This is a genomic window from Echinicola strongylocentroti, assembly GCF_003260975.1.
GTDB lineage: Bacteria > Bacteroidota > Bacteroidia > Cytophagales > Cyclobacteriaceae > Echinicola > Echinicola strongylocentroti.
Genome location: NZ_CP030041.1, coordinates 5,020,922 through 5,044,005 on the forward strand (window position 1 = coordinate 5,020,922; position 23,084 = coordinate 5,044,005).

A 23,084-nucleotide genomic window follows, 5' to 3' on the forward strand; every position below is an offset into this window, starting at 1 on the left:
GGGAAAGTTTTGGAAACAAATCATTATGTTTGAATAGATTTTTGGAGGGATACCATTTTAAAAACATACACCTTTAATAGAAAAACCATTAGTTAGATGACATCTAGATCGGCTTTGACCACTAAGCGGGAAGCTTTGTCTCGCGTTATTTTTGGCTGTTCATTTTTTCTTCTTACCACCGCAGCAGTTGGACAGGATCTTCGGGGAAGAATAAGGGATCAGCAGAAAGCACCCATAGATGGTGCCTACATCTATCATTCTTCAGGAAAGCATGCCCACAGCAACAGTCTCGGGCGCTTTACCTTATCCCAAATAGAAAAAGGAGATACCCTCTCCATTACCTATACCGGCTACGAACCTGTGCGGTATATCGTCGGGGATCCAGACGATAATGTGACCATCCAGCTTAAGGAAAAAATCCTTTCCCTGGATGAAGTAACGGTATCTCCTGACCTCAATGCCATCAACCTGTTTACCGACATCAACCTACAAACCAATCCTGTAAATAGCTCCCAGGAATTGCTACGACGGGTGCCGGGACTGATCATTGGCCAGCACGCTGGGGGAGGTAAAGCAGAACAGATTTTCTTGCGTGGCTTTGATGTCGACCATGGGACGGACGTTAATATCACCATGGATGGAATGCCCGTAAATATGGTTTCACATGCACATGGTCAGGGCTATGCCGATCTCCATTTTATCATTCCGGAAACGGTCAATAAACTTGATTTTGGAAAAGGCCCCTACTATGCCAATCAGGGCAACTTTGCCACGGCTGGTTATGTCTCCTTCAAGTCCAAGGACCGCTTGGATCAAAGTCAGGTGAGGCTCGAAATGGGGCAGTTTAATACCCAGCGCTTCCTGGGCATGTTCAATGTCCTGAATACAGAAAAGCACTCTGCTTATCTGGCCTCAGAATACCTGCTCACCGACGGTCCTTTTGAAAGTCCCCAAAACTTTGACCGCTTCAATATCATGGGCAAGTATTCAGGGCAATTGGATAATAATGACCAGCTTTCGATCAGCTTCTCCCATTTTACCAGTAAATGGGATGCCTCTGGGCAAATTCCCCAAAGGGCAGTAGACAATGGATCCATCAGCCGGTTTGGGGCCATCGATGATACGGAAGGTGGACAGACAAGCCGCTCCAATTTATTGCTGAATTACACCCATCAAGTCAATGACGCGGCCTATATCACCAATACTGTCTATTATACGCAGTACGATTTTGAGCTGTTCTCCAATTTCACTTTTTACCTAGATGATCCTGTGTATGGAGATCAAATCAGGCAATTTGAAGACCGTCAGCTTTTTGGGGCTTCCAGTGAATACAACCAGTCTTTTAATGCCGGCTCGATGGATGGCCTGATTCAGGCTGGGGCTGGATTCAGGAGTGACCAAAGTAAGGATAACGAACTTAGTCATACCGCAAACAGAAAAACCCCCTTGGACACCATCCAGCTTGGAAACATTTATGAAACCAATATGTTTGGGTACATCAATGCCGAATTTAAAAAAGGGAAATGGTCTTTTAATCCTTCCATTCGATTTGATCAGTTTAAGTTTAACTACGTGGACCGTCTGGCGTCGGCTTATGAAACACAGGAAGAAAACAAAGGGATCATCAGCCCGAAACTCAATGTGCTATACAATCAGTCCGAGACCCTTCAGCTATACCTCAAAGCAGGAAAAGGTTTTCATTCGAATGACACGCGCGTAGTAGTGGCCGAAAATGGCAAGGAAATCCTGCCTGCTGCGTACGGTGCCGATATCGGCTTTATCTGGAAGCCATTCCCTAAATTACTCATGAATACGGCGTATTGGTATTTGTTTTTGGAACAGGAGTTTGTCTATGTAGGAGATGCAGGAATCGTCGAGCCATCAGGCAAAACACGGCGCGAGGGCATAGATTTAAGTTTACGTTATGAGCCCATCAAGGGGCTTTTCTGGGATTTTGATATGAACTATACCCTTGCTCGTGCCATGGATGAGCCGGAAGGAAATGATTATATTCCTCTGGCACCTGATTTTACCATCACCTCAGGGTTAAGTTTTGTGGGCAACTCAGGGTTTTACGGTGGAGCGCACCTGCGTTTTGTAGATGACCGACCTGCCAATGAAGATAATTCGATAGTAGCGGAAGGGTACACCGTGGTGGATATGAATGCTGGATACCAATGGCGTACCCTCGACTTTTCGATCAACATCCAGAACGTGTTCGACACCGAGTGGAACGAAACCCAGTTTGCTACCGAATCACGGCTGATCGATGAACCAGCCCCGGTAGAGGAAATACACTTTACGCCAGGTACACCATTTTACTTTAAGGCTTCGGTTGCCTATAGGTTTTAGTAGTCCCCCTCTTTTTCTGGCAAGAGGTTTTGTTAAGGCAACAAGCATGACAAAACCTCTTGCCCTAAAGATTCTCGACACTTATTAACCTCAGTTCGATTATAAAACCGTTTCCGTACAGTGGTCGGAACATGCACTGCGAGGCTTAGGGGAGATTTGAGGGGTGGAAGCCGTGGCAGCTCGCCGCGGCGAGCTGCCACACCCTTTTCCAATCCACATTCTCCTAAAAAGGGTTCGCTTTTAATACTAAAGTTAAGTCGAGCTCAGGTTATTAATGTCTGTGCTATCCACAAATGGCCTAGGGGGATTGCAAATCCCCATTATCTCAGTTCGAGATTACAAATCTCGAACAGCTAAGCCGCTAAGTGGCGCTTATGCGCATAAATAGGAAGAAATGCCCTCAACTAAACGGCATTAATTTCAGGGTCAAACACATTATTTTTTTTAGGTAAGTTCGGAAAAATCGACCTTTCTTTCGATTCTACAATCAGGCTTGTCATAAAATCACTGTTTTGGTAAAAGTTGACAACTTTTATAATACTTGGCTAGGGGAATATTGATTTTGTTCAAGTAGCGGCTCCTTGGTGTTAACTTAGATTATTACCTCTCCATGAGGTAGGTACTTTTACATCGGTGCGTATCAGCAATCATAAAAAACTTTATTGAATTAAATAATTAGAACCATGAAGAAAATAACGATCATATTTTTGCTTTTGTTTGGAGCAACGGCAGTTCAAGCTCAGGATAAGTCCAATAAACTGCCCTATAATGATCCTGAGTTTCATGGTGAAATAGGACGGACATACAAGGACTCCGAGATGGACTGGCCTGATTTTCCCGAGCCCAAAGAAGGAGCCCCTAACGTCATCGTCATTATGCTGGACGATGTGGGTTTTGGGATGACAAGTACTTTTGGTGGGTCAGTTCCTACGCCGCATTTGGATTCATTGGCTGCGCAGGGGTTAAGGTATAATCGTTTCCACACCACGGCCATCTGCGGACCAACGCGGGCTGCACTGCTCACCGGTAGAAACCATCACAATGCCGCCACTGGGTTTTTGGCCGAGTGGGCGACAGGCTATCCGAGCTATAACACCCTTATCCCCAGAAGTACGGCTACTATGGGAAAAGTACTCAAGTATAACGGTATGAACACCTCGTGGTTTGGCAAAAACCACAACACCCCTGATTGGGAAACTTCCGCCGCGGGGCCGTTTGATCGTTGGCCAACGGGTCTGGGTTTCGATTATTTTTACGGGTTCAATGCTGGGGAAACGGATCAATACAACCCGGTGATTTTTGAAAACACCTTACCCGTAGAGCCCGAAACCACCCCAGAGGAAGGCTACCATTTTATGACCGATATGACCGATAGGGCCATTTCTTGGCTGCACAGTCAAAAGTCACTGGCACCGGACAAACCTGTATTTATGTATTTTGCACCGGGAGCCATTCATGCCCCTCACCATACCCCTAAAGAATGGCGGGACAAGTTTAAAGGGAAGTTTGACCATGGTTGGGACAGGGAACGGGAAATAATTTATGCCCGTCAGAAAGAAATGGGCGTGATCCCCGCGGATGCGAAACTTTCGCCACGCAATGAAAATATAGACACATGGGCATCGCTGTCCGATGATGAGAAAAAATTCTACACGCTGCTACAAGAAAATTACGCTGGTTTTATGGCCTTTACCGATCATGAAATTGGGCGTTTGCTACAGACCATTGGGGAGCTGCCCGATGCTGATAATACCCTCGTCATTTACATCGTCGGAGACAATGGAGCCAGTACAGAAGGTGGCTTGGAAGGCACCTTAAACGAAATTAAGGCACTGAATGGCATCCAAAGTAAATTGGCCGATAATCTGAAAAAAGCGGATGAAATAGGCGAACCCGGATCAGAGCCGCACATTCCGGTGGGCTGGGGCATGGCGGCCAACACCCCATTTCCTTGGGCAAAACAAGTGGCCTCACATTTTGGCGGTTCACGAAACCCTATGGTGGTATCCTGGCCAAAAGTCATCGAAGACAAAGGAACCATCCGTTCTCAATTTCTACATGTGATCGATGTGATGCCAACCATCTTGGAAGCTACAGGCATGGAAGCACCAGCCTACGTGGACGGTGTCCAACAAAAGCCATTGGATGGAAAGTCCTTTCTGACCACTCTTACGGATAAAGACGCTCCGGAAATCCGTAAAACACAATATTTTGAAATCTTATCGAACAGGGCACTCTATCACGACGGTTGGGTGGCTGCGCATCAGCATACCTTGCCATGGAGACAGGATATTGCTCCTGGATATGAAAATGAAACATGGGAACTGTACAACATCAAAGAAGATTTTTCGGAAGCCGTAAATGTTGCGGATCAGTACCCTGAAAAACTAGAAGAACTGAAAGCAATGTGGGAAGAAGAGGCTAAAAAGAACCATGTATATCCCCTTGACGATCGGGGTGCTGCAAGGCTTTCGGTTCCCAAACCTTCACTAACGGAAGGGAGAACGTCGTTTACCTTTTATGAAGGGGCTACACGGATACCGGAAACCGTAGCCCCAAATACCAAGAATACCTCCTGGTCCATGGAAGCCATGCTGGAAACAGCGGCAGGTAACAAGGACGGTGTGGTCAACGCCATTGGGGGATCCAGCGCTGGTTACGTGCTGTATGTACAAGATGGGTACCCCACTTTCCTTTATAATTTCTTCCAAGATGAAATCACTACGATCAAATCCACAAAGAAACTACCCGATGGGCTGGCATCATTGAAAGTGGACTTTCAATACGATGGAGGTGGCCGCGGCAAGGGAGGTGTTTTCACCCTTTATATGAACAATGAAAAAGTAGGTGAAACCCGCGTAGATGCCACTGTCCCCGCCCGGTTTGGGATAGATACTTTTGGTATTGGTGAAGATACAGGGTCGCCTGTGACTACTAATTATGCGGCGCCCTTTGTTTTCCAGGGCAAGATCGCAGAAGTGAATATCGAATTGGAAGAATAAGGAATCTAGGAAGAGAAAAGTACCCCATACAAACTAAAGTAAATTACTGACAAATAATGAAGAAGATCACAATTTCACTGATTCTAGCCTTGGGCATTACAACTGTCAGAGCCCAGGGGCAGACTGTTCCATTAAAAAGTGCAACGCTAAAAGGTGACGAAACCATCGAAACGTCGATTGGAGACATAGCGCTTATCGATAGTTATTTTGATACGGAAGCTTCCGATAGGCTGTATGACGAAATGGACTACCAGCGGGCCAGCCAAGCGTGGATTTGGGGAATGCCCATGGTGAGTATGATTACCCAGAAAAACGGGCTGGAGGAGAAATACGGTCTTTCGTCAGAGCATGATATTGCCGTGCTGAAATCGCTGAAGGAAAAACGAGGAATTGTCACTGGAAACCTTACAGTGCCTTATATGTTCGGGTATGTAGACCTAAAGAAAAGCCCGGTTGTTTTTGAATATCCAGCAGGAGCTACGGCCAGCGGCTTTGTGGATATATGGCAACGTACCGTGACAGACATCGGTCAGACTGGGCCTGAGAAAGCCCAAGGGGGAACCTTCATCATCGTGGGCCCCGAAGATGATGTTGAGAAATACAAAAAACCAGGAGTATATACTTACCAAAGTGTTTCAAATTTTCTGGTGATTGCCCTGCGGATCCTTGACCCTTCTCCGGCGTATTATGAGAAGTTTAAAAGTGAATTCAAAATGGGTCATGTCGGCGAACCATTGAAAAAATTCAACTATATCGAAGACAAAGATGTAGAATGGAGTGGGACGGTGCCACGCGGTATTGATTTTTGGGAAACCCTATCGGACATCATCGATCATGAACCTATCAGGAAGATCGATAAACCGTGGACGGCAATGCTATTGCCGCTTGGCATAGAAAAAGGAAAGCCCTTTGACCCGACAGAAAGACAAAAGGAGATCCTTCTGAAGGGAGGAGCCATGGGAGAGTTGATGGCCAGGAATATTCAGGTAAACCCGCGATATACCAAGCCTTGGTGGGAAGGTACTTCTTGGTACAAAAGCTACGATTTTTCGGTGCCTCAAGAGACCGACACCCGCTTAGAGCTTGACGAGCGTACCACTTGGTTTTATGAGGCCGTCTACAGCTCCAAGGGAATGGTAAATCCCCCTGTGGGAGCAGGGCAGGTCTATATGACCAGCAAGCGCGACAATAATGGCGACCTGTTAAGAGCGGACAAGACCTATGTACTCCATGTACCTTCGGATGTGCCGGTGAAGCAGTTTTGGTCCGTAACACTCTACAGTGAAAATACCCGCAGGCCCTATGACAATGGCGGCACGGAGCTCAAAGACGTGACCTTGGGAAGCCGCAGCCAGCAGCTACAGAAAAATGCGGATGGCTCAGTGGATATTTATGTAGGCGCCAAGTCACCTGCTGGCAAGGAAAGCAATTACCTGAAAACGGTAGGAGATGACGGCTGGTTTGTGTATTTCAGGTTATATGCACCGCTTGAGCCGTTCTTTGACAAGAGCTTTAAGCTTCCCGATTGGGAGATCGTAGAATAGTGAACGTTCTTCTGGGCTGTGAGAAATATCTCAGCGCTATAAAACCATCAACATCCAAATGAAAAGCATGAAACGAATTATTATTTTATTTTTTCTGGTATGGGGTACTGTATCAGTGCAAGCCCAAGAAGCTGTAAAGCCTTACCGTGTCACCGAATATATCCAATGGTATCCGGCCATAAAGCAGGCTGAGATGAGGGACAAGTGGTTAGAGGATTATGAATACGGTGAATGGCAATTTACGGGAATGGTGACGGCAAAGGACCGGACGGTGGTGACACCACAGGCAGATGTGAACTACGGATATTCCTGGTTCAATATTTCCAATGAACCGGTCGTCATCACCATGCCTGATTATGACAAATATTACTCCCTGTCCATTTTTGATATGAATCATTATATGGAAGTGAGGGTAAAACCTGACAAGCCCGTTGTTGTACGTTTGCCACATCAAAAGAGCCCCATTAAGGATGCCCATGAGGTGGTTTTACAGACCTACCAAGGGTTGGCGTTTACCCGTCAAGTTATTGTAAACAATGCAGAAGAGGTAATGGGCCTGGCTAAGAAGATCACCATCACAGGGGGAAATGGAGATTACCCGTTTATTATACCTGACTTTACCAAGGAAGAAGCAGCTGCAGGGTTAGCAGAAATTAAGACTGCAGCAGCATCATTGGAAGGCGGAACGAAGTTATTTGGTTCTGTTTACGAAGGGGTCGGGAATTTGGACAGGGCCTTGGGCGTATTTTATGGCCAGCTTGGCACTCAGGCTCGGTATGCAAATTATCAGCTGTATGCTACTGACGCCAATGGCCAACCATTAAGTGGAAACAAGTCCTATGAAATCACCATTCCGTCGTCTGGAATGATCAAAAACGAAAATGGCTATTGGTCAATTACCGTTTATAATGCAGCGGACAAATACCTTATTCCAAACCAAAAAGAGGTCTATAATGCAAGCTCCTATTCCTCATCAACCAATGCAGATGGAAGCGTTACCGTCCGCATCAATCCAGAGGGAAATGGAGCGAATGCCATACCCACGGAAAGTCAGAATTGGTATTGTGTCTTGAGGGTATATGAGCCCACCGATAATATCCAATTCCCAGACATGACTACGCTAAAATAAGGCTTTATGAAGAGAGCAATCATACATCTATCACTAGCAAGCGCCTTCCTAATAACGGCATGCCAACCGCAAGAAGAGCAGCAAGCAAATGAAAAAGGAACTGATTCATCATCGGATATTGCACTTCATAGTGCAGCATTAAAAGGGAATGAGGACATCGACACTCCTTATGGAGATATCCAGTTAAGGGACAACTACGTGACCAAAGGAGAGGATGTCTTATTTGATGCGATGGACTTCCAACGCGCCAGTCAAGCCTATATTTGGAGCATGCCGATGGTGTCCTTTAAGCAATGGCAGTTGGCTCAAGCCAAGACATTTGATGCCAATAACCTTGGTGATTTTGTGGTGTATGTCACCTTAAAGGAAAAACGGGGCATCGTTACCGGAAACCTGACCACACCCTACGTCATCAATTTTCTGACCCTCAAGGACGGTGCTATTAAAGTAAAAGTACCCCCTGGGCAAATAGCGGGGATGTTCCTTGATGCTTGGCAAAAGCCTGTGGCTGACATCGGGCTCACAGGTCCCGACCAAGGCAAGGGAGGCACTTATATCGTGGTGGGGCCAGAAGACGACTTAGCAAAATATAAAGGCCAGGCCGATTACGTCATCCAGTCAGAAACAAACAATATCTTCATTGGTATCCGCTTGCTCGACTCCTCTCCGGATTTTGAAAAGAAAGTCCAGCAAGAAATGAACGTAGCCCGAGTAGGAGATGCATTTAAACCCATTCGGTTTATAAAAAATGTCGACAAGGAATGGTCAGCCACTGCACCCCGGGGATTGGACTACTGGGAGCTCCTGAGTGAATTGTACCAAGAGGAACCTGTACGTGAGCAGGACAAGGTTTGGGCGGCCATGCTGGAGCCATTGGGCATCAAAAAAGGCGAACCCTTCAACCCCGATAAAAGACAGAAGAAAATCTTGCTCGAAGGGGCGGCTATGGGGGAACTGATGCTACGCAACTTACAGACCAACCCGCGGGTCACCAAACCTTACTGGGACAATACGTATTGGTACAAGTCATTTGATTTTTCAGTCCCCCAAATCACAGATTACAAAGTGGAGCTGGACGAAAGATCCATATGGTTTTATGAAGCAGTCACTTCATCCAAGGGCATGGTAAACCCCACTCCAGGCGCTGGGCAGGCATATATGACCACCAAGCGGGATGGCCAAGGCAACCTTCTCCAAGCCGATAAGACATATAAGCTCCGGGTACCTGCAGATGTGCCGGTGAAGCAGTTTTGGTCCGTAACACTCTATAGTGAAAATACCCGCAGGCCTTATGACAATGGCGGCACGGAGCTTAAGGACGTGACCTTGGGAAGCCGCAGCGAGCAGCTACAGAAAAATGCGGACGGTTCAGTCGATATCTATGTAGGTGCCCAGGCACCTGACGGTAAAGAAAGCAATTACCTGAAAACGGTGGGTGATGATGGGTGGTTCGTCCTTTTTAGGCTGTACGCTCCTACTGAGCCTTTCTTTGACAAGAGCTTTAAGCTTCCCGATTGGGAGATCGTTGAATAATCCTTTTGAATCTATAAACTTCCTGAACAAAGAGCAATAATTATGAAGACAGTTGCCAAACAATTCGCATACAGCTTACTGGTGGTATTAATAGCCTTAAATGGCTGTACGAACAGTAAAAAATCAGAAAACGGTACGGGAGATATTACTTCGGAAGCAAGTGAGAGCAAGACTGTAAATGACGATAACTACGTCATTGCCGAAACAGACTGGAACTGGAATATCCAGCAATCCACAACCCCCATAAACGAATGGCTTCACAAAGAGCCCGTCACCATGAAAAACCAAACGATAATTCGCTCCAATGCGGACGTGGTTTATTCTTTGGCCTTGGTGGATGTAAGGGATGGCGCTACGTTTTCGATACCAGAAAGGGAAAATGGAGCAATGCAGTTGATGCAATTAATAGATGAAAACCATTTTACCGTGAAAGTCATCTTTGCCGGGGAGTCGGCCACATTGACCCCAAAAGACCTCAATAGTGGTGAATACGTTTATATTCTTGCCAGAACAAGGATCTCTGACGACTTGGAAGAAACCAAAAAGGCCCAAAAAAGCATGGTCATCGATGCCAAGTCGGCTGTTCCCTACGAAGGCAAAGGGTATAAGCCAGAAGAAGTGGAAGCCTATCGAAATAAGCTGATCAAAGACGTCACCGAAGATCACTTGGAAATCGTTGGTGCCAAAGGATTTGGAGAAAAACCATCCGATGTGGACAAGGTAAATTACCTTCACTGCGCTGCGATGGGCTGGGGTGGATTACCTCCAAAGTACGCCCAATACACGGCTTTGATAAAAGGCCAAGGCTCTGGAGAGAAAAACCAAACGCTTACTTTTCCCAAACCCGATTTGGATTACGAGAAAGGAGGCTTCTTCTCTATTACCACCTATAATTCAGAATCATGGATAGGCGAAGAAAATTTCTATATCAGTATGGACAGAATGAAGGACAACGGCGACGGCACCATGACTGTGGACTTCAACTCAGACACTCCTTATTCTGTCACTGTCTCTGAAGGTTGGAATGGTACATTACGCTTGTACCTGCCAGTGGACGCGGAGAAGACCATTGAGGAAATCAATCATTTTGTGAACATTCCTATCACCAAGAAATAATAGTGGAACGAGTGGGGTGTGGCGTAGAGGTGCGTATTTAGATAAATTATCAGGAGTCAAGGGCCTCTGCTCTTTACCAAACCCCAAAGGTGCTAACTAGGCTTAGCAATGAATTAAAGCAGGACTAATTAATTATAAACAACATCATAATGAAAAAGGCAATATTGTTTTTGTTTTGTGCCACTGCATTTGTACTGACGAATTGCAGTCAACAGAAAAAAGAAGGGGAAAGTAAAGTCGACGCTGCAGAAAGTACAGCTGAAACTTCCAGTGTTAGTGTGACCAAGGAAAACTTTGCCTTGGCGATGTGCGACCTGGCGATGCAAAAGGAGTTTGCGCAGGGAGCCGACAATACTTGGAACCACCACCGCAAGCCCATGCCGTTGGATGAGCAGCCAGCACCATTGATGAACAGGGATACCAACTATTCCTTTGCGATACTCGATGGAAGAGGGGATATCGCCATTACCTTGCCCGAGACGGATGGACGCTATATGTCACTGCACATCATGCAACATGACCATGTGACCTATAAGGTTTTCTATGGTCCGGGAAGATACGTGATCCCAGCTGATGAGACCAGTGATTTTTTCTATGCCAATGTACGCACCCAAATTGACGCCAGCGATCCAGAGGATGTCAAAAAGGTGAATGGATACCAGGACCAATTGAAAATTGAATTTCTGAACGGCTATAAGCCTGAATCATTCCAGGTGACCAACTGGAACATGGAGGAGTTCAAGCAACAGCTCAACCATTATATAGCAATCGCCCAGAAAGAAGGCGTACTCGGAACGATGGGAACCGTGGGGAACCCCGTCTCCACAGAGGACAAAAACAGGGGTGTAGCCATCGCTACTGGTCTTTTGCCCGATAAGGATGCCGTGTACTTTACCGAGCAATACGATGTGGACAAAGACAAAACCTACAAGGTAACCTACCAAGTGCCGGAGATGAAAGATCCGGACCTGGGATTTTATTCGATCACCATTTACGGAGCCGATCAGCATTTGAAAACAGACAAGGGATCTATCATCAGCGATGACAAGATCACACTTAACCCAGATGGCAAAAGCTTTGACCTGTATTATGTGCCGCAAGACCAGTTTGATGAAGCCGACTACGCCAATAAGGTGCTGGTGCCGTCCAAGCCATTTTGGATTTGTTTCCGTGTGTACATGCCCAGTGAGTCGGTTGTCAACGGAGGTTTCGCACTGCCTACTTTAAAATAAAGTGACATTGGCCTTTTATCATTATCACAAAAACGCTTAGACTATCATGAAAAAATTAAGCACCCTATTTATCCTTTGCCTGTCAGTAGTATTGGTGGCATGCAATGGTACAAAAAAGGACGAAAAGGAATCGACTAAAGACAATACCACCGTGGCTGCTGCTTCCGAGGAGAAGAATGAGGTGGACACAGGAGTAGGTAAAAATGGAGAAGCTTCATCGGTAAATCCCGCTTTCGTAGACCAAGGTGGCGAAGAGGTGAACATGGAGAATGTAATCCGCGCCGAAACAGCCAAGTACCTTGCCGCCGAAACCATGATCAGCGGACCAAACAAATTCCGACATGAGCGCAATGGAATAGACCTGGAAAATCAAACCGTCATTCGTTCAAACTTTGACGCGATTTATTCCTATGCGGTGTACGATGTGTCGGGAGGGTTGGAAATCTCCGTGCCAGAATATGACTTGTACCAAATTGTGCAGGTACTGGATGAAAATTCGGTGACCATCGGTGTGGTGTATCCCGGAGAAACCAAATCGTTTACCAAAGATGACCTGAGCTATGGTGATCATGTGTACCTCTTTATGCGGACCAGACCAAGGACCTATGACGAAAAGGGCATGGAAGAAATGCGCAAGCGTCAAGATGCGGTAACAGTAGAGGCAGGTTCGGCCAACCCTTATGGATCGGAAGTGAAATACGACGTCACCTCGTTCAACAAACTCCGCGGCGACCTGATCAAAAGGGCCATTACGGAAGGAGTGATCGAAGAAGGCTTCATTGATGATATTGATGATATCAAAACCCCTCAATACCAAATGATCAATACCGCGGGCTGGGCAGGGTTACCGGCCAAACATGCCTATTATTTTGTGGTATTACCAGGAGATGAAGGAGCCAAAAACGGCGAGCACAGCTCGGTGACTTTTGAGGAACCGGATTTACAATACGACCGTTCGGCTTACTGGTCGATTACCATCTATGATGAGCAAGGCTGGGTGGTCACCAACCCTTTCAATACCAACTCTACCAAGGCTGTCCCTAATGAAGATGGAAGTATCACCCTTAATTTTAACGGTGGAGAAGATGCGATAAACAATATCAAAGTTCCCAAAAACTGGAATGCACTGTTCAGGTGCTATCTCCCCTCATCTGTACCGAGCATTGTGGAATACAGAAAGGATTTTGTAAAGAATCACAAGGTACTCACAGTAGAATAAGGACATTGGTATATCCCAATTTACCTTAATGACTGGAGTGATCGATCAACTCCTCTTCCGTTACATCGGGAAGAGGAGTTTTTTATAGGTTTTATATTCAAAAAACATTTATCTGTATCTGAAATTTAAATAAATTGATAAGATTGGTTTTTTAAAGATTTTGCAAAAACATTGTGTAAAAATTATGAAATACGAAACCAAGGTTATTTTTATCGAAAAAAACGAAAATTTTTGGAGATGTAATGCCTAACGAGTACTTTTGGTGCTCGTTAGGCAAAGCTGCTTTTTTTATGTTAGATTCTTTGATTACATCCAAGACACGACTGCGATTATTGGTGAAGTTTTTCATCAATGCAGACAACCATAGCCATCTGCGTGGTTTTGCCGAGGAATTCGGAGAATCCACTAATGCCATAAGAAAGGAGCTGAACAATCTGTCAGAAGCAGGGTACTTGCAGAAGGCTTCCCAGAAGAACAGGATCAGTTATAGCGCAAACACCCACCATCCCTTGTTCGATTCCTTACAGGACATTATTCGCAAATACATCGGTTTGGACACCTTGGTAGAAGAGGTGCTAAAGCGCATGGGCGATGTGGAAAGTGTTATCCTCACAGGTGACTATGCCAATGGCCTGGATACGGGGGTTATCGACGTGAGTATCAAAGGCCGTGCCCTCAATGAGGAATATCTCGACAATTTGGGGATGCGTATTCAGGAAATGATTGACCGTAAAGTGAATTTTACGATATTGGATCAAGAATCCTATTCTGGCATCATTTTATATAACAAAGCCGCAGAGTAAGGAACCCGACTTACTTTGCCTTATTAAATTTTACCTTCCCGCTAAGCACAAGATGTGACTGACCGGGCGAAGCTGTAGGCGGGGCCTAAATGAAGAATAAAAAATGACTAATGAGAATACGATGGCTAAAGAAAATGTCATTTTAGAAAAAACGTTTGCTTTTAGCGAGAAGATTCTTGATCTCTATTTTAAGTTCAATCATAAAATCAACAAGAGGATAATTAATAATGAAGAATTTTAAATTATGGTATTTGTCATAAGCCATCCATCATTTTTAATTCAACATTCAACCTTCTAAATTCCTAATTTCAAACAGGCATGTCCATCAATATCAAAACTCTTTACCTTACCCTAATCCTGTTTATTGCTTCGATAGCATTGTATGCCCAGTCCCTATCGGATATCCAGAATGCGAAAGTGGATCAGCTTTCGGATGAGCAGATTGCGACGATAGTCCAAAAAGCGGAAGACCAAGGGATTTCCAAATCCCAAATCCCAGCTTTGGCAAAGGAAAGAGGAATGCCTGCCATGGAAGCAAGTAAATTGGCCACTAGGATTAATCAATTGAGTACATCCGGACTTGAGGGAGAGAACGGAAATGTAGCAAATCCTGCCCAGCGTCAAGTAACCGATTCTGCCAATGTCGGAATGAGCACAGCGGAGCTGGACAGTTTGTCAAAAGAAGAAAAAAAGATTTTTGGTTTTGGGTTGTTTCACAATAAGCAGCTGAACTTTTCTCCCAACTTGAATATCCCTACACCACAAAGCTATATCATTGGAGCTGGTGACCAATTGCTGATCGATATATATGGTGATTCCCAGCAATCATACGACCTCACGGTCAACCCCGAGGGGCGGGTGTATATTCCTAATGTAGGCCCTATTAATGTAGGTGGGGCAAGCATTCAGGCTGCTACAGCAAGAATGAAGAATGAACTGAGCAGTATCTACGCAGACTTAAATAGCGGCAACCCACGGACGTTTATGCAGATCCGTCTGGGCAATATCCGCTCCATACAAGTGGCGATGGTCGGAGAACTCCAAAATCCAGGTGATTATACCTTGCCTTCGTTTGCTTCTGTGTTCAATGCACTCTATACAGCGGGTGGCCCCAATAAGCAAGGATCCTTTAGGAGCATCAAGGTTTTTCGAGATTCCAGGCAAATTGCGGAGGTGGATGTCTATGAATTCCTAATGAATGGCAATCAGCAGCAGAATGTGCGTTTACAGGACAATGATGTGATCATGGTACCGGCAGTAGAAACCCGTGTGGAAGTGCAGGGGCCTGTAAGACGAGAAGGGCTTTTTGAGATCCAAGCGGATGAAGATATCAATGACCTGATCCGCTATGCGGGAGGATTTAAAAGTGAAGCCTATTCGGGTCGATTAGCTGTCCGCAGACTTTCCGACCAAGCCAGAAAAATGGCCGATGTCAGTAAAGAAGAGTTTGGCAGTTTCAAAGTGCAAGATGGAGATGTCTTTTTGATCGGGAAAAAACTCGAGCGGTTTGAAAACAGGGTACAGATATCTGGAGCGGTTTACCATCCTGGAGAATTCGCCTTGTTTGACGGGATGACCGTAAAGGACTTGATAGACAAGGCAGAAGGGCTAAGAGGCGAGGCCTTCCTCAACCGGGCGACACTATACCGTACCCAAGAGGACATGACGCTGGAGATTGTACCAGTGGATATAAAAGGGGTGGTCAACGGTAGTAACAGTCAGGATATTCCTTTACAACGGGAAGATGTGCTGCACATCCCTAGTAAATATGATCTAAAAGAAGAGTATTATATCAAAATCTCCGGTGAAGTCAACCGTCCGGGAGCTTTTGCCTATGCCGAAAATATGTCTGTGGAGGATTTGGTGCTGAAGGCTGGAGGCTTTAAGGAATCTGCCTCCGATGCGTACATCGAAGTGGCCAGAAGGGTAAAGGACCGCACCAATGGGCAAATTGCCGAAATCTTTACGATTGATATCGATGAGAATTTAGAAATAGACGCAGGAGATAAAGAGGTGGTACTCGAGCCTTTTGACCATGTAATCATCCGCAGAAGCCCCGGTTTCCAACGCGAAAAACTGGTTCGCGTGGAAGGAGAAGTGAATTATCCTGGTCAATATACCATTTCGACTGCCAACGAGCGTATTTCTGACCTGCTGAAACGTGCAGGAGGTACCAACCAGTTTGCCTATATCAAAGGAGCTACTTTGATCAGAAGAACGGAATTTTTCACCCCAAAGAGCGACAATGAAATCAAGTCCGAAGACCTTAATGAGGTAAAAGACAATTTGATCAAAGAAGACGGTAAAAATACTGAAGCGGAAAATGCGATTTTGTCCAGAATAGATAATAAAATAGGCGAAAAAGGAGGGGATTTGGCCAATCAAAAAGGCTTGGCTTCTGGGGAGTATAAGATTTCCCGCGTGGAAGAAGTGGCTGCCTCCGATAGTAGTAGAGTGGCAGAAGTGGAGTTTAGGCCACAAGAGTTGATTGGGATTGACCTGAATAGCATTTTAAAGAATCCGGGATCTAGACAAGATTTGATTTTGCAGGAAGGAGATATCCTAAGCATACCCAAAGAACTCCAGACGGTTAGGATGAGAGGAGAGGTACTCTTTCCAACTTCGGCCAGATATGAAACTGGTAATAGTTTTAAGAGATACATTTCCAAGGCTGGAGGGTTTACCGACAACGCTAGAAAAGGAAAGACTTATGTGGTCTATGCCAATGGGGATGTGAAACGGACGAAGAACTTTATCTTCTTTAAAGATTATCCTAGAATAGAGCCGGGGGCTGAGATTATTGTGCCACAAAAACCCGAAAGGGAGCCAATGTCGGCAACGAATTGGATTGGAATAGCTTCTAGTTTGGCGACTTTGGGTATTTTGATTAACACTCTTGCAAATCAATAATGATTAAACAAAAGTCATTTGAATAGAAGTTTTATTAAATTTATAGATACGCTACTAGATACGTATTTTTAGAAATGGAGGGTATACAAAATAGAAAATTAGGCAATATTGGAGAAGAAGTAGATCTTATTACTTTATTGAAAGTGATATGGTTAAAGCGAGTCGTGATATTAAAAATTACAACAACATTTATTGCTCTAGGATTTTTAGTTGCAATTTTAAGCCCTAAAGAGTTTGAGGCTACTTCGAGCTATCTTCCTACTACATCAGATAGTGGAAAAGCGGGTGGAAGACTTTCAAGTTTAGCTTCAGTAGCAGGAATTAATTTGGGAGGAATCGAAGGTGGAGAAGATATCCCCCCCTCTTTATATCCTAATATTGTCAAAAGTATACCTTTTAAAAAGGATATGTTAAATGCGCAATTATCGATAAAAGGGCTTAATAATAAAGTGACTTATCGAGAGTATTATGAGAAATATTTTTCACCAAGTTATTTAGCAATATTAAAGCAATATACTATAGGATTACCTAGAGTTATTATTGGAGTTTTAAAGAGGAAAAAGGATGATCAAGAACAAATATCAAATTCCGATAAAGATATTGTAAGTCTCTCTCCAACGGAAATGGCGCATTACAAACGATTGGATAATCAAATTTTTATTTCTTATAACGAAAAAGAAGGAGTACTGAGGTTGATTTGTAAGATGCCAGAGCCTCTAGCTGCTGCTCAACTGGCTAAATATGCTGAAGGAGTGCTTCAAAAGCAAGTAATTGCATTTAAAGTAAGAAATGCGAAAGAACAATTGATATTTACTCAGGAACGACACAACGAGAAGAAAAAAGAATTTGAGAATATTCAAACTCGGCTAGCTCGATTTAGAGATCGTAATCAAAATATCTCTAGTTCAATTGCCTTAAGTCAATTAAGAGAACTTGAAGCCGAATATAGTTTGACCTTGTCAGTTTTTACGGAACTAGCGAAGCAATTGGAAACTGCTAAGCTACAAGTAAGTAAGGAAACCCCGGTTTTTTCAGTGATTCAACCAATTTCAGTCCCCATGGAGAAGGCTGGGCCAAATAGAATGTTAATAGTTCTAATTTCTATTATTTTGGGGATATTTGTTTCAATATTAATTGTTTTTGGAACGGAATACTTTTTCTTTTTGAGGGAGCAAATAGATAAGGCTAGTTGAAAAATTGATATAATTTGAATTTAGTAAGAATAAAAAAAGCAAACTATGTTAAATAATAAATCAATTCTAATTACAGGAGGAACGGGGTCTTTAGGAAAAGCTTTAACGAAGCATATTTTTACTAAATATCCAGATGTAAAAAGAGTAGTCATTTATTCTAGAGATGAACAAAAGCAATTTCAAATGGCTCAGGAATATCCTAATCACAAATATCCTCAAATTCGCTTCTTTATTGGTGATGTTAGAGATAAAGAAAGATTGATAAGGGCTTTTCAAGGAATTGACTATGTGATTCATGCAGCAGCTATGAAACACGTGCCAATTGCTGAATATAATCCTGATGAATGTGTTAAGACTAATATAGGTGGAGCAGAAAATGTGATCCATGCCGCTTTGGAAACTGGAGTTCAAAGAGTGGTAGCCTTGTCTACTGATAAAGCTTGTGCCCCAATTAATTTATATGGAGCTACCAAACTTACATCGGATAAATTATTTATAGCTGCCAATAATATAAAAGGGAATAATCCTATTAAATTTTCAGTGGTAAGGTATGGTAATGTAATGGGATCAAATGGATCGGTAATTCCATTTTTTATAAATAAAAGAAAAGAGGGTAAACTACCTATTACGGATGTCAATATGACCAGATTTAATATTTCGCTGCAAGGTGGAGTAGATATGGTGATGCATGCTATGGAATATGCCTGGGGAGGTGAGCTTTTTGTCCCAAAAATTCCATCCTACCGTATTCTTGATGTAGCGGAAGCTATTGGTCCAGAATGTGTAAAGCCTGTAGTAGGTATTCGACCAGGGGAAAAGGTACATGAAGAAATGATTACAGCTTCAGATTCGTTTTATACCTATGACTTGGGGAAATACTATGCCATTATTCCATCGACTCCAAAGTGGCAAGTAGATGAGTTCGTTAAAACGTTTGATGCCAAAAAGGTACCGCTTGGATTTAGGTATAATTCTGGAGAAAATGAGGAGTGGGAAACAGTAGAGTCTTTGAGAGAACTCATAACTGAACATGTTGATCCAACTTTCTCTGTTGAATTAAAGGAAGCTTAAGGAAATAGGTGAAATTCTTTTAGATAATTATTATGAGTCAGATCATTCCTTATGGAAAGCAGTTTATAACTGATGAAGATATTCAGGCGGTCGTTGGCACCTTAAAGTCAGATTTCCTTACCCAAGGGCCAAAAATTGTAGAATTCGAAAAAGCATTTGCCAAATATGTAGAAGCAAAATATGCAGTAGCAGTTTCCAATGGAACAGCTGCCTTACATCTTAATGCAATTGCTTTAGAAATTCAGCCTGGGGATAAGGTTATTACTACACCCATTACTTTCGCAGCCAGTGCAAACTGTGTTAGATATTGCGGAGGAGAAGTGATTTTTGCGGATATTGATCCAAATACCTATTTGTTGGACATCAACTCAGTAAAAGAATTACTCCAAAATTCACCAAAAGGTACTTATAAGGGAATTATTCCTGTTGATTTTGCGGGTAGGTCTGTCAATTTGGAAGAATTCCGTGGATTGTGCGATGAATATGGTTTATGGTTAATGGAAGATGCTTGTCATGCTCCAGGTGGATATTTTGTTGATGCTCAAGGCGAGAAGCAGTTTTGTGGAAATGGACTATTTGCGGATTTGGCTATATTTTCTTTTCACCCAGTGAAACATATTGCTGCTGGAGAAGGTGGGATGATCACTACCAATGATGAAAAGCTATACCAAAAGCTATTGTCACTTCGTACGCATGGTATAGTGAAAAATGACAGCCTATATACCAATAGTATTGATTTTGCTGGAGGAAAAGAGACTTATCCACTTTGGTATATGGAAATGCAGGAATTGGGGTATAATTACCGCCTAACTGATTTTCAAGCAGCATTAGGGCTAAGTCAACTTAGTCGTGCCAATGAAGGAGTGGAAAAGAGAAGACAAATTGCCGAAAGATATTATGAGGCCTTCAAAAATGCTACCTTTATGATTAGACAATCAGGGATAGTAGAAGGGCATGCTTACCACCTGTATGTGATAGAGGTAGAGGATAGGCTTGGCCTATACAATCATTTGAGAGAGAATCATATCTTTGCACAAATCCACTATATTCCTACGCACTTAATGCCATACTACAAACAGTTTGGATGGAAGGAAGGGGATATGCCCAATGCTGAACGCTATTACAGGAACTGTTTGTCTCTCCCAATGTTTCCATCATTGTCACCTGATGAGCAAAATAAGGTTATCAATGTCATACAGGAATATTACAATGGCTAATTTATGTATTATACCTGCTAGGGGAGGAAGCAAAAGGATTCCTCGAAAAAATATCAAGGATTTTCTGGGAAAACCGATCATAGCTTATTCTATAGAAACTGCATTAAGTAGTAATCTGTTTGATGAAGTGATGGTTTCTACGGATGATGATGAAATAGCAGATATTGCCATTGAATTGGGGGCAAAGGTGCCTTTTTTTCGCTCTACGAAAAATGCTGATGATTATTCGACCACTTTGGATGTTATAAAGGAAGTTATTTTAGCATACAAAGGTATCGGAAAGGATTTTGATAATGGTTGTTGTATTTACCCTACAGCTCCTTTGGTAGATATTAATGATTTAGAGTTAGGGTACAGGAAAATGTTAGAAGAAGGAAGAAGTAGTGTATTCCCCTTGGTGGCATTTAGTTATCCTGTTTGGAGAGGCTTTGAAAATGTTGATGATGGGGCAGTAAAGATGATATGGCCTGAATATAAAAGCTCACGATCGCAAGATCTAAAAAAAGTTTACCATGACGCCGGTCAGTGGTATTGGTTTAAAATTAACGATTTAATTAAAAGGGAGCAACTTTTTGGTGATAATACCGGGGGAATTGAACTTTCTGAGTTAAAGGTGCAAGATATTGATACCCAAATAGATTGGAAATTGGCCGAATTAAAGTATGAGATCTTACAAGGTATTAAATAAGCAAAGTTTTACTAGGGGGGAATTTCAAATTGTTCCTATTCGATTTGAGGATAGGTTTAAAATTATGAAATGGCGAAATGAACAAATATATCATTTGCGTCAGTCTAAACGTTTGACCAAGGAGGATCAAGATGTCTATTTTTCCGATGTAGTAGAAAAACTTTTTGATCAAGAAATGCCTGGCCAAATTTTATTTTCATTTCTTAAAGAAGGTATTTGTATTGGTTATGGAGGATTAGTGCATATTAATTGGATAGACCGGAATGCTGAGATCTCATTTATAATGAAGACGTCATTGGAAAAGAAGGATTTTGAATTTCATTGGGCCAGTTTTTTATCAATGATTGAAAAAGTAGCATTTGATCAACTTGGCCTACATAAGATATTTACTTATGCATTCGACCTAAGACCAAGACTGTACACTGCTTTAGAGGGACAAGGATTTGTAAAAGAGGCAGTATTAGAGGAACATTGCTTTTTCGAAAACTCATTTATTGATGTGGTTATCCATGCCAAAATTCAACCACAAAAGGCGCTTAGAAATGCAACTTCTGAGGATGTGGATCTAACCTTTAAATGGGCAAATGACGCCATAGTCCGAAAGTACTCCTATAATCAAGAACCAATAGAAAGAAGCAGCCATGATAAATGGTTTAGAGTTAAAATACTATCCAATGATTGTGAATATTATGTCTTGGAATTGAATAATGAACCTGTTGGTTCCATCAGATTTGATATTGAAAGTTTAGGAAGGACAGCCAAGATAAGCTATTTAGTGGATAGTGGCCATACTGGTAAAGGGCTGGGAAAGTATCTTTTAAAGGAGGGTGTTAATAGATTTAGAACCAATATGCCAGGTGTCCAAAAAGTGTATGGCTATGTCCTTAAGGAAAATACTCCCTCAGTGAAGATATTTCAAGGAATGGGGTATAAAAAAGACTGTGAAAATGAATCAGAGATTAAATTTGAATTAACATTATCATGAAAATAGGTGATTTTAAAATAGACAAGAACTCTTCAGTTTTTATTATTGCAGAATTATCAGCAAATCATAACGGTAGCTTAGAAACTGCACTTGAAACGGTCAAAGCGGCCAAAAGAGCGGGAGCTGATTGTATCAAATTACAAACCTATACGGCGGATACGATAACTATTGATTCTAAGAAACCTGATTTTTTGATTCAAGGAACGATATGGGAAGGGAAAAATTTATATGACCTCTATCAAGAAGCATATACTCCATGGGAATGGCATAAAGCTATTTTCGAATCCGCAAAAAGAGAAGGTTTATTATGTTTTTCTTCTCCCTTTGATCTAACATCCGTTGATTTCCTAGAATCGTTAAATGTACCTGCCTATAAAATAGCTTCATTTGAAATCACCGACATTCCATTGATTGAATATGTGGCCTCAAAAGGAAAACCGGTGATTATTTCTACAGGAATAGCTACTGAAGAGGATATTAGTTTAGCTTTAGATGCCTGTAGAAGGATGGGGAATAATGATATTGCGTTGCTAAAATGTACTTCTAGCTATCCTGCTCCAATAAATGAAGCAAATATGGTTATGGTAAAGGATTTGGCCGATCGGTTTGGTGTGATTTCAGGGCTTTCTGATCATACTATGGGCAGTACTGTTCCTATTGTGGCCACTTCCTTTGGAGCAAAGATTATTGAAAAGCATTTTATATTGGATCGCGAAATTGGTGGCCCAGATGCTCCTTTTTCGATGAATGAAGAAGAATTTACCCAGATGGTCAAGGCGGTTAGAGAAGCGGAATCTGCTATAGGCAAAGTTTCTTACGAACTTACTGAAAAACAGAAAAAAGGAAGGGATTTTAGCAGATCGTTGTATGTGGTTGAGGATATTAAAGAAGGAAATTTAATTACAGAAAAAAATGTAAGGAGTATTAGGCCAGGATTTGGTCTGCACCCTAAATATTACGGTGATATACTAGGCAAAAAAGTAAATAGAAGCTTAGAAAGGGGGGATCAATTTAGCCTTGAATTTATTTCACCAAAGTAGATTTTTATTAAGTTTTTTGTGAAAGTAACAAATAGAAATTGTCTAACAGT

16 protein-coding genes are annotated in these 23,084 nt (G+C 42.8%); all 16 read left to right on the forward strand.

Annotated features, from left to right (window positions below):
• Positions 1 to 96: 96 nt before the first annotated feature.
• Positions 97 to 2,352: a TonB-dependent receptor gene (locus DN752_RS19845; RefSeq protein ID WP_112785582.1), complete on the forward strand. Its 2,256-nt coding sequence runs from the start codon at positions 97 to 99 to the stop codon at positions 2,350 to 2,352.
• A 683-nt stretch (positions 2,353 to 3,035) separates the two neighbouring features.
• The gene (locus tag DN752_RS19850) at positions 3,036 to 5,354 is read left to right on the forward strand and encodes an arylsulfatase (protein WP_112785583.1); all 2,319 of its coding nucleotides are present in this window, start codon (positions 3,036 to 3,038) and stop codon (positions 5,352 to 5,354) included.
• Between the two features lie 56 nt (positions 5,355 to 5,410).
• The gene (locus DN752_RS19855; RefSeq protein WP_112785584.1) at positions 5,411 to 6,898 is read left to right on the forward strand and encodes a DUF1254 domain-containing protein; all 1,488 of its coding nucleotides are present in this window, start codon (positions 5,411 to 5,413) and stop codon (positions 6,896 to 6,898) included.
• A gap of 67 nt (positions 6,899 to 6,965) precedes the next feature.
• Positions 6,966 to 8,027, forward strand: coding sequence for a DUF1214 domain-containing protein (locus tag DN752_RS19860; protein WP_162633286.1), 1,062 nt, complete (start codon positions 6,966 to 6,968; stop codon positions 8,025 to 8,027).
• Positions 8,028 to 8,033: 6 nt separating this feature from the next.
• The gene (locus DN752_RS19865; RefSeq protein ID WP_112785586.1) at positions 8,034 to 9,560 is read left to right on the forward strand and encodes a DUF1254 domain-containing protein; all 1,527 of its coding nucleotides are present in this window, start codon (positions 8,034 to 8,036) and stop codon (positions 9,558 to 9,560) included.
• Positions 9,561 to 9,602: 42 nt separating this feature from the next.
• A complete protein-coding gene (locus DN752_RS19870; RefSeq protein WP_112785587.1) occupies positions 9,603 to 10,676 on the forward strand; it encodes a DUF1254 domain-containing protein in 1,074 nt (357 codons plus the stop codon).
• Between the two features lie 149 nt (positions 10,677 to 10,825).
• Positions 10,826 to 11,908, forward strand: a complete 1,083-nt coding sequence (locus DN752_RS19875) for a DUF1254 domain-containing protein (RefSeq protein WP_112785588.1) — start codon at positions 10,826 to 10,828, stop codon at positions 11,906 to 11,908.
• Between the two features lie 46 nt (positions 11,909 to 11,954).
• Positions 11,955 to 13,127 (forward strand): DUF1254 domain-containing protein, encoded by a 1,173-nt coding sequence (locus tag DN752_RS19880; RefSeq protein WP_112785589.1) that lies wholly within the window; start codon positions 11,955 to 11,957, stop codon positions 13,125 to 13,127.
• A 290-nt stretch (positions 13,128 to 13,417) separates the two neighbouring features.
• Positions 13,418 to 13,930 carry a helix-turn-helix domain-containing protein gene (locus DN752_RS19885; protein ID WP_112785590.1) on the forward strand — a complete coding sequence of 171 codons (513 nt, stop codon included), beginning with the start codon at positions 13,418 to 13,420 and terminating at the stop codon, positions 13,928 to 13,930.
• Positions 13,931 to 14,248: 318 nt separating this feature from the next.
• On the forward strand, positions 14,249 to 16,840 hold the full coding sequence (locus tag DN752_RS19890) for an SLBB domain-containing protein (RefSeq protein WP_112785591.1): 2,592 nt from the start codon (positions 14,249 to 14,251) through the stop codon (positions 16,838 to 16,840).
• A 74-nt stretch (positions 16,841 to 16,914) separates the two neighbouring features.
• Positions 16,915 to 18,033 carry a Wzz/FepE/Etk N-terminal domain-containing protein gene (locus DN752_RS19895; protein WP_112785592.1) on the forward strand — a complete coding sequence of 373 codons (1,119 nt, stop codon included), beginning with the start codon at positions 16,915 to 16,917 and terminating at the stop codon, positions 18,031 to 18,033.
• Between the two features lie 45 nt (positions 18,034 to 18,078).
• Positions 18,079 to 19,104, forward strand: a complete 1,026-nt coding sequence (gene pseB / locus DN752_RS19900) for a UDP-N-acetylglucosamine 4,6-dehydratase (inverting) (RefSeq protein ID WP_112785593.1) — start codon at positions 18,079 to 18,081, stop codon at positions 19,102 to 19,104.
• A 32-nt stretch (positions 19,105 to 19,136) separates the two neighbouring features.
• Positions 19,137 to 20,321 carry a UDP-4-amino-4,6-dideoxy-N-acetyl-beta-L-altrosamine transaminase gene (gene pseC, locus DN752_RS19905; RefSeq protein ID WP_112785594.1) on the forward strand — a complete coding sequence of 395 codons (1,185 nt, stop codon included), beginning with the start codon at positions 19,137 to 19,139 and terminating at the stop codon, positions 20,319 to 20,321.
• The gene (gene pseF / locus DN752_RS19910) at positions 20,293 to 21,009 is read left to right on the forward strand and encodes a pseudaminic acid cytidylyltransferase (RefSeq protein WP_245949325.1); all 717 of its coding nucleotides are present in this window, start codon (positions 20,293 to 20,295) and stop codon (positions 21,007 to 21,009) included. Before pseC ends, pseF begins: the two co-directional genes overlap by 29 nt.
• The gene (locus tag DN752_RS24595; RefSeq protein ID WP_162633287.1) at positions 20,984 to 21,994 is read left to right on the forward strand and encodes a GNAT family N-acetyltransferase; all 1,011 of its coding nucleotides are present in this window, start codon (positions 20,984 to 20,986) and stop codon (positions 21,992 to 21,994) included. The genes pseF and DN752_RS24595 overlap by 26 nt, the downstream gene beginning before the upstream one ends.
• A complete protein-coding gene (gene pseI, locus DN752_RS19920) occupies positions 21,991 to 23,034 on the forward strand; it encodes a pseudaminic acid synthase (protein WP_112785596.1) in 1,044 nt (347 codons plus the stop codon). The genes DN752_RS24595 and pseI overlap by 4 nt, the downstream gene beginning before the upstream one ends.
• Positions 23,035 to 23,084 lie beyond the last annotated feature (50 nt).

What these genes read in the sequence shown, in the direction of transcription:
- DN752_RS19845 (WP_112785582.1), top strand. Translation starts at nt 97, where the DNA reads ATGACATCTAGATCGGCTTTGACCACTAAGCGGGAAGCTTTGTCTCGC.
- DN752_RS19850 (WP_112785583.1), top strand. Translation starts at nt 3,036, where the DNA reads ATGAAGAAAATAACGATCATATTTTTGCTTTTGTTTGGAGCAACGGCA.
- DN752_RS19855 (WP_112785584.1), top strand. Translation starts at nt 5,411, where the DNA reads ATGAAGAAGATCACAATTTCACTGATTCTAGCCTTGGGCATTACAACT.
- DN752_RS19860 (WP_162633286.1), top strand. Translation starts at nt 6,966, where the DNA reads ATGAAACGAATTATTATTTTATTTTTTCTGGTATGGGGTACTGTATCA.
- DN752_RS19865 (WP_112785586.1), top strand. Translation starts at nt 8,034, where the DNA reads ATGAAGAGAGCAATCATACATCTATCACTAGCAAGCGCCTTCCTAATA.
- DN752_RS19870 (WP_112785587.1), top strand. Translation starts at nt 9,603, where the DNA reads ATGAAGACAGTTGCCAAACAATTCGCATACAGCTTACTGGTGGTATTA.
- DN752_RS19875 (WP_112785588.1), top strand. Translation starts at nt 10,826, where the DNA reads ATGAAAAAGGCAATATTGTTTTTGTTTTGTGCCACTGCATTTGTACTG.
- DN752_RS19880 (WP_112785589.1), top strand. Translation starts at nt 11,955, where the DNA reads ATGAAAAAATTAAGCACCCTATTTATCCTTTGCCTGTCAGTAGTATTG.
- DN752_RS19885 (WP_112785590.1), top strand. Translation starts at nt 13,418, where the DNA reads ATGTTAGATTCTTTGATTACATCCAAGACACGACTGCGATTATTGGTG.
- DN752_RS19890 (WP_112785591.1), top strand. Translation starts at nt 14,249, where the DNA reads ATGTCCATCAATATCAAAACTCTTTACCTTACCCTAATCCTGTTTATT.
- DN752_RS19895 (WP_112785592.1), top strand. Translation starts at nt 16,915, where the DNA reads ATGGAGGGTATACAAAATAGAAAATTAGGCAATATTGGAGAAGAAGTA.
- pseB (WP_112785593.1), top strand. Translation starts at nt 18,079, where the DNA reads ATGTTAAATAATAAATCAATTCTAATTACAGGAGGAACGGGGTCTTTA.
- pseC (WP_112785594.1), top strand. Translation starts at nt 19,137, where the DNA reads ATGAGTCAGATCATTCCTTATGGAAAGCAGTTTATAACTGATGAAGAT.
- pseF (WP_245949325.1), top strand. Translation starts at nt 20,293, where the DNA reads ATGTCATACAGGAATATTACAATGGCTAATTTATGTATTATACCTGCT.
- DN752_RS24595 (WP_162633287.1), top strand. Translation starts at nt 20,984, where the DNA reads ATGAGATCTTACAAGGTATTAAATAAGCAAAGTTTTACTAGGGGGGAA.
- pseI (WP_112785596.1), top strand. Translation starts at nt 21,991, where the DNA reads ATGAAAATAGGTGATTTTAAAATAGACAAGAACTCTTCAGTTTTTATT.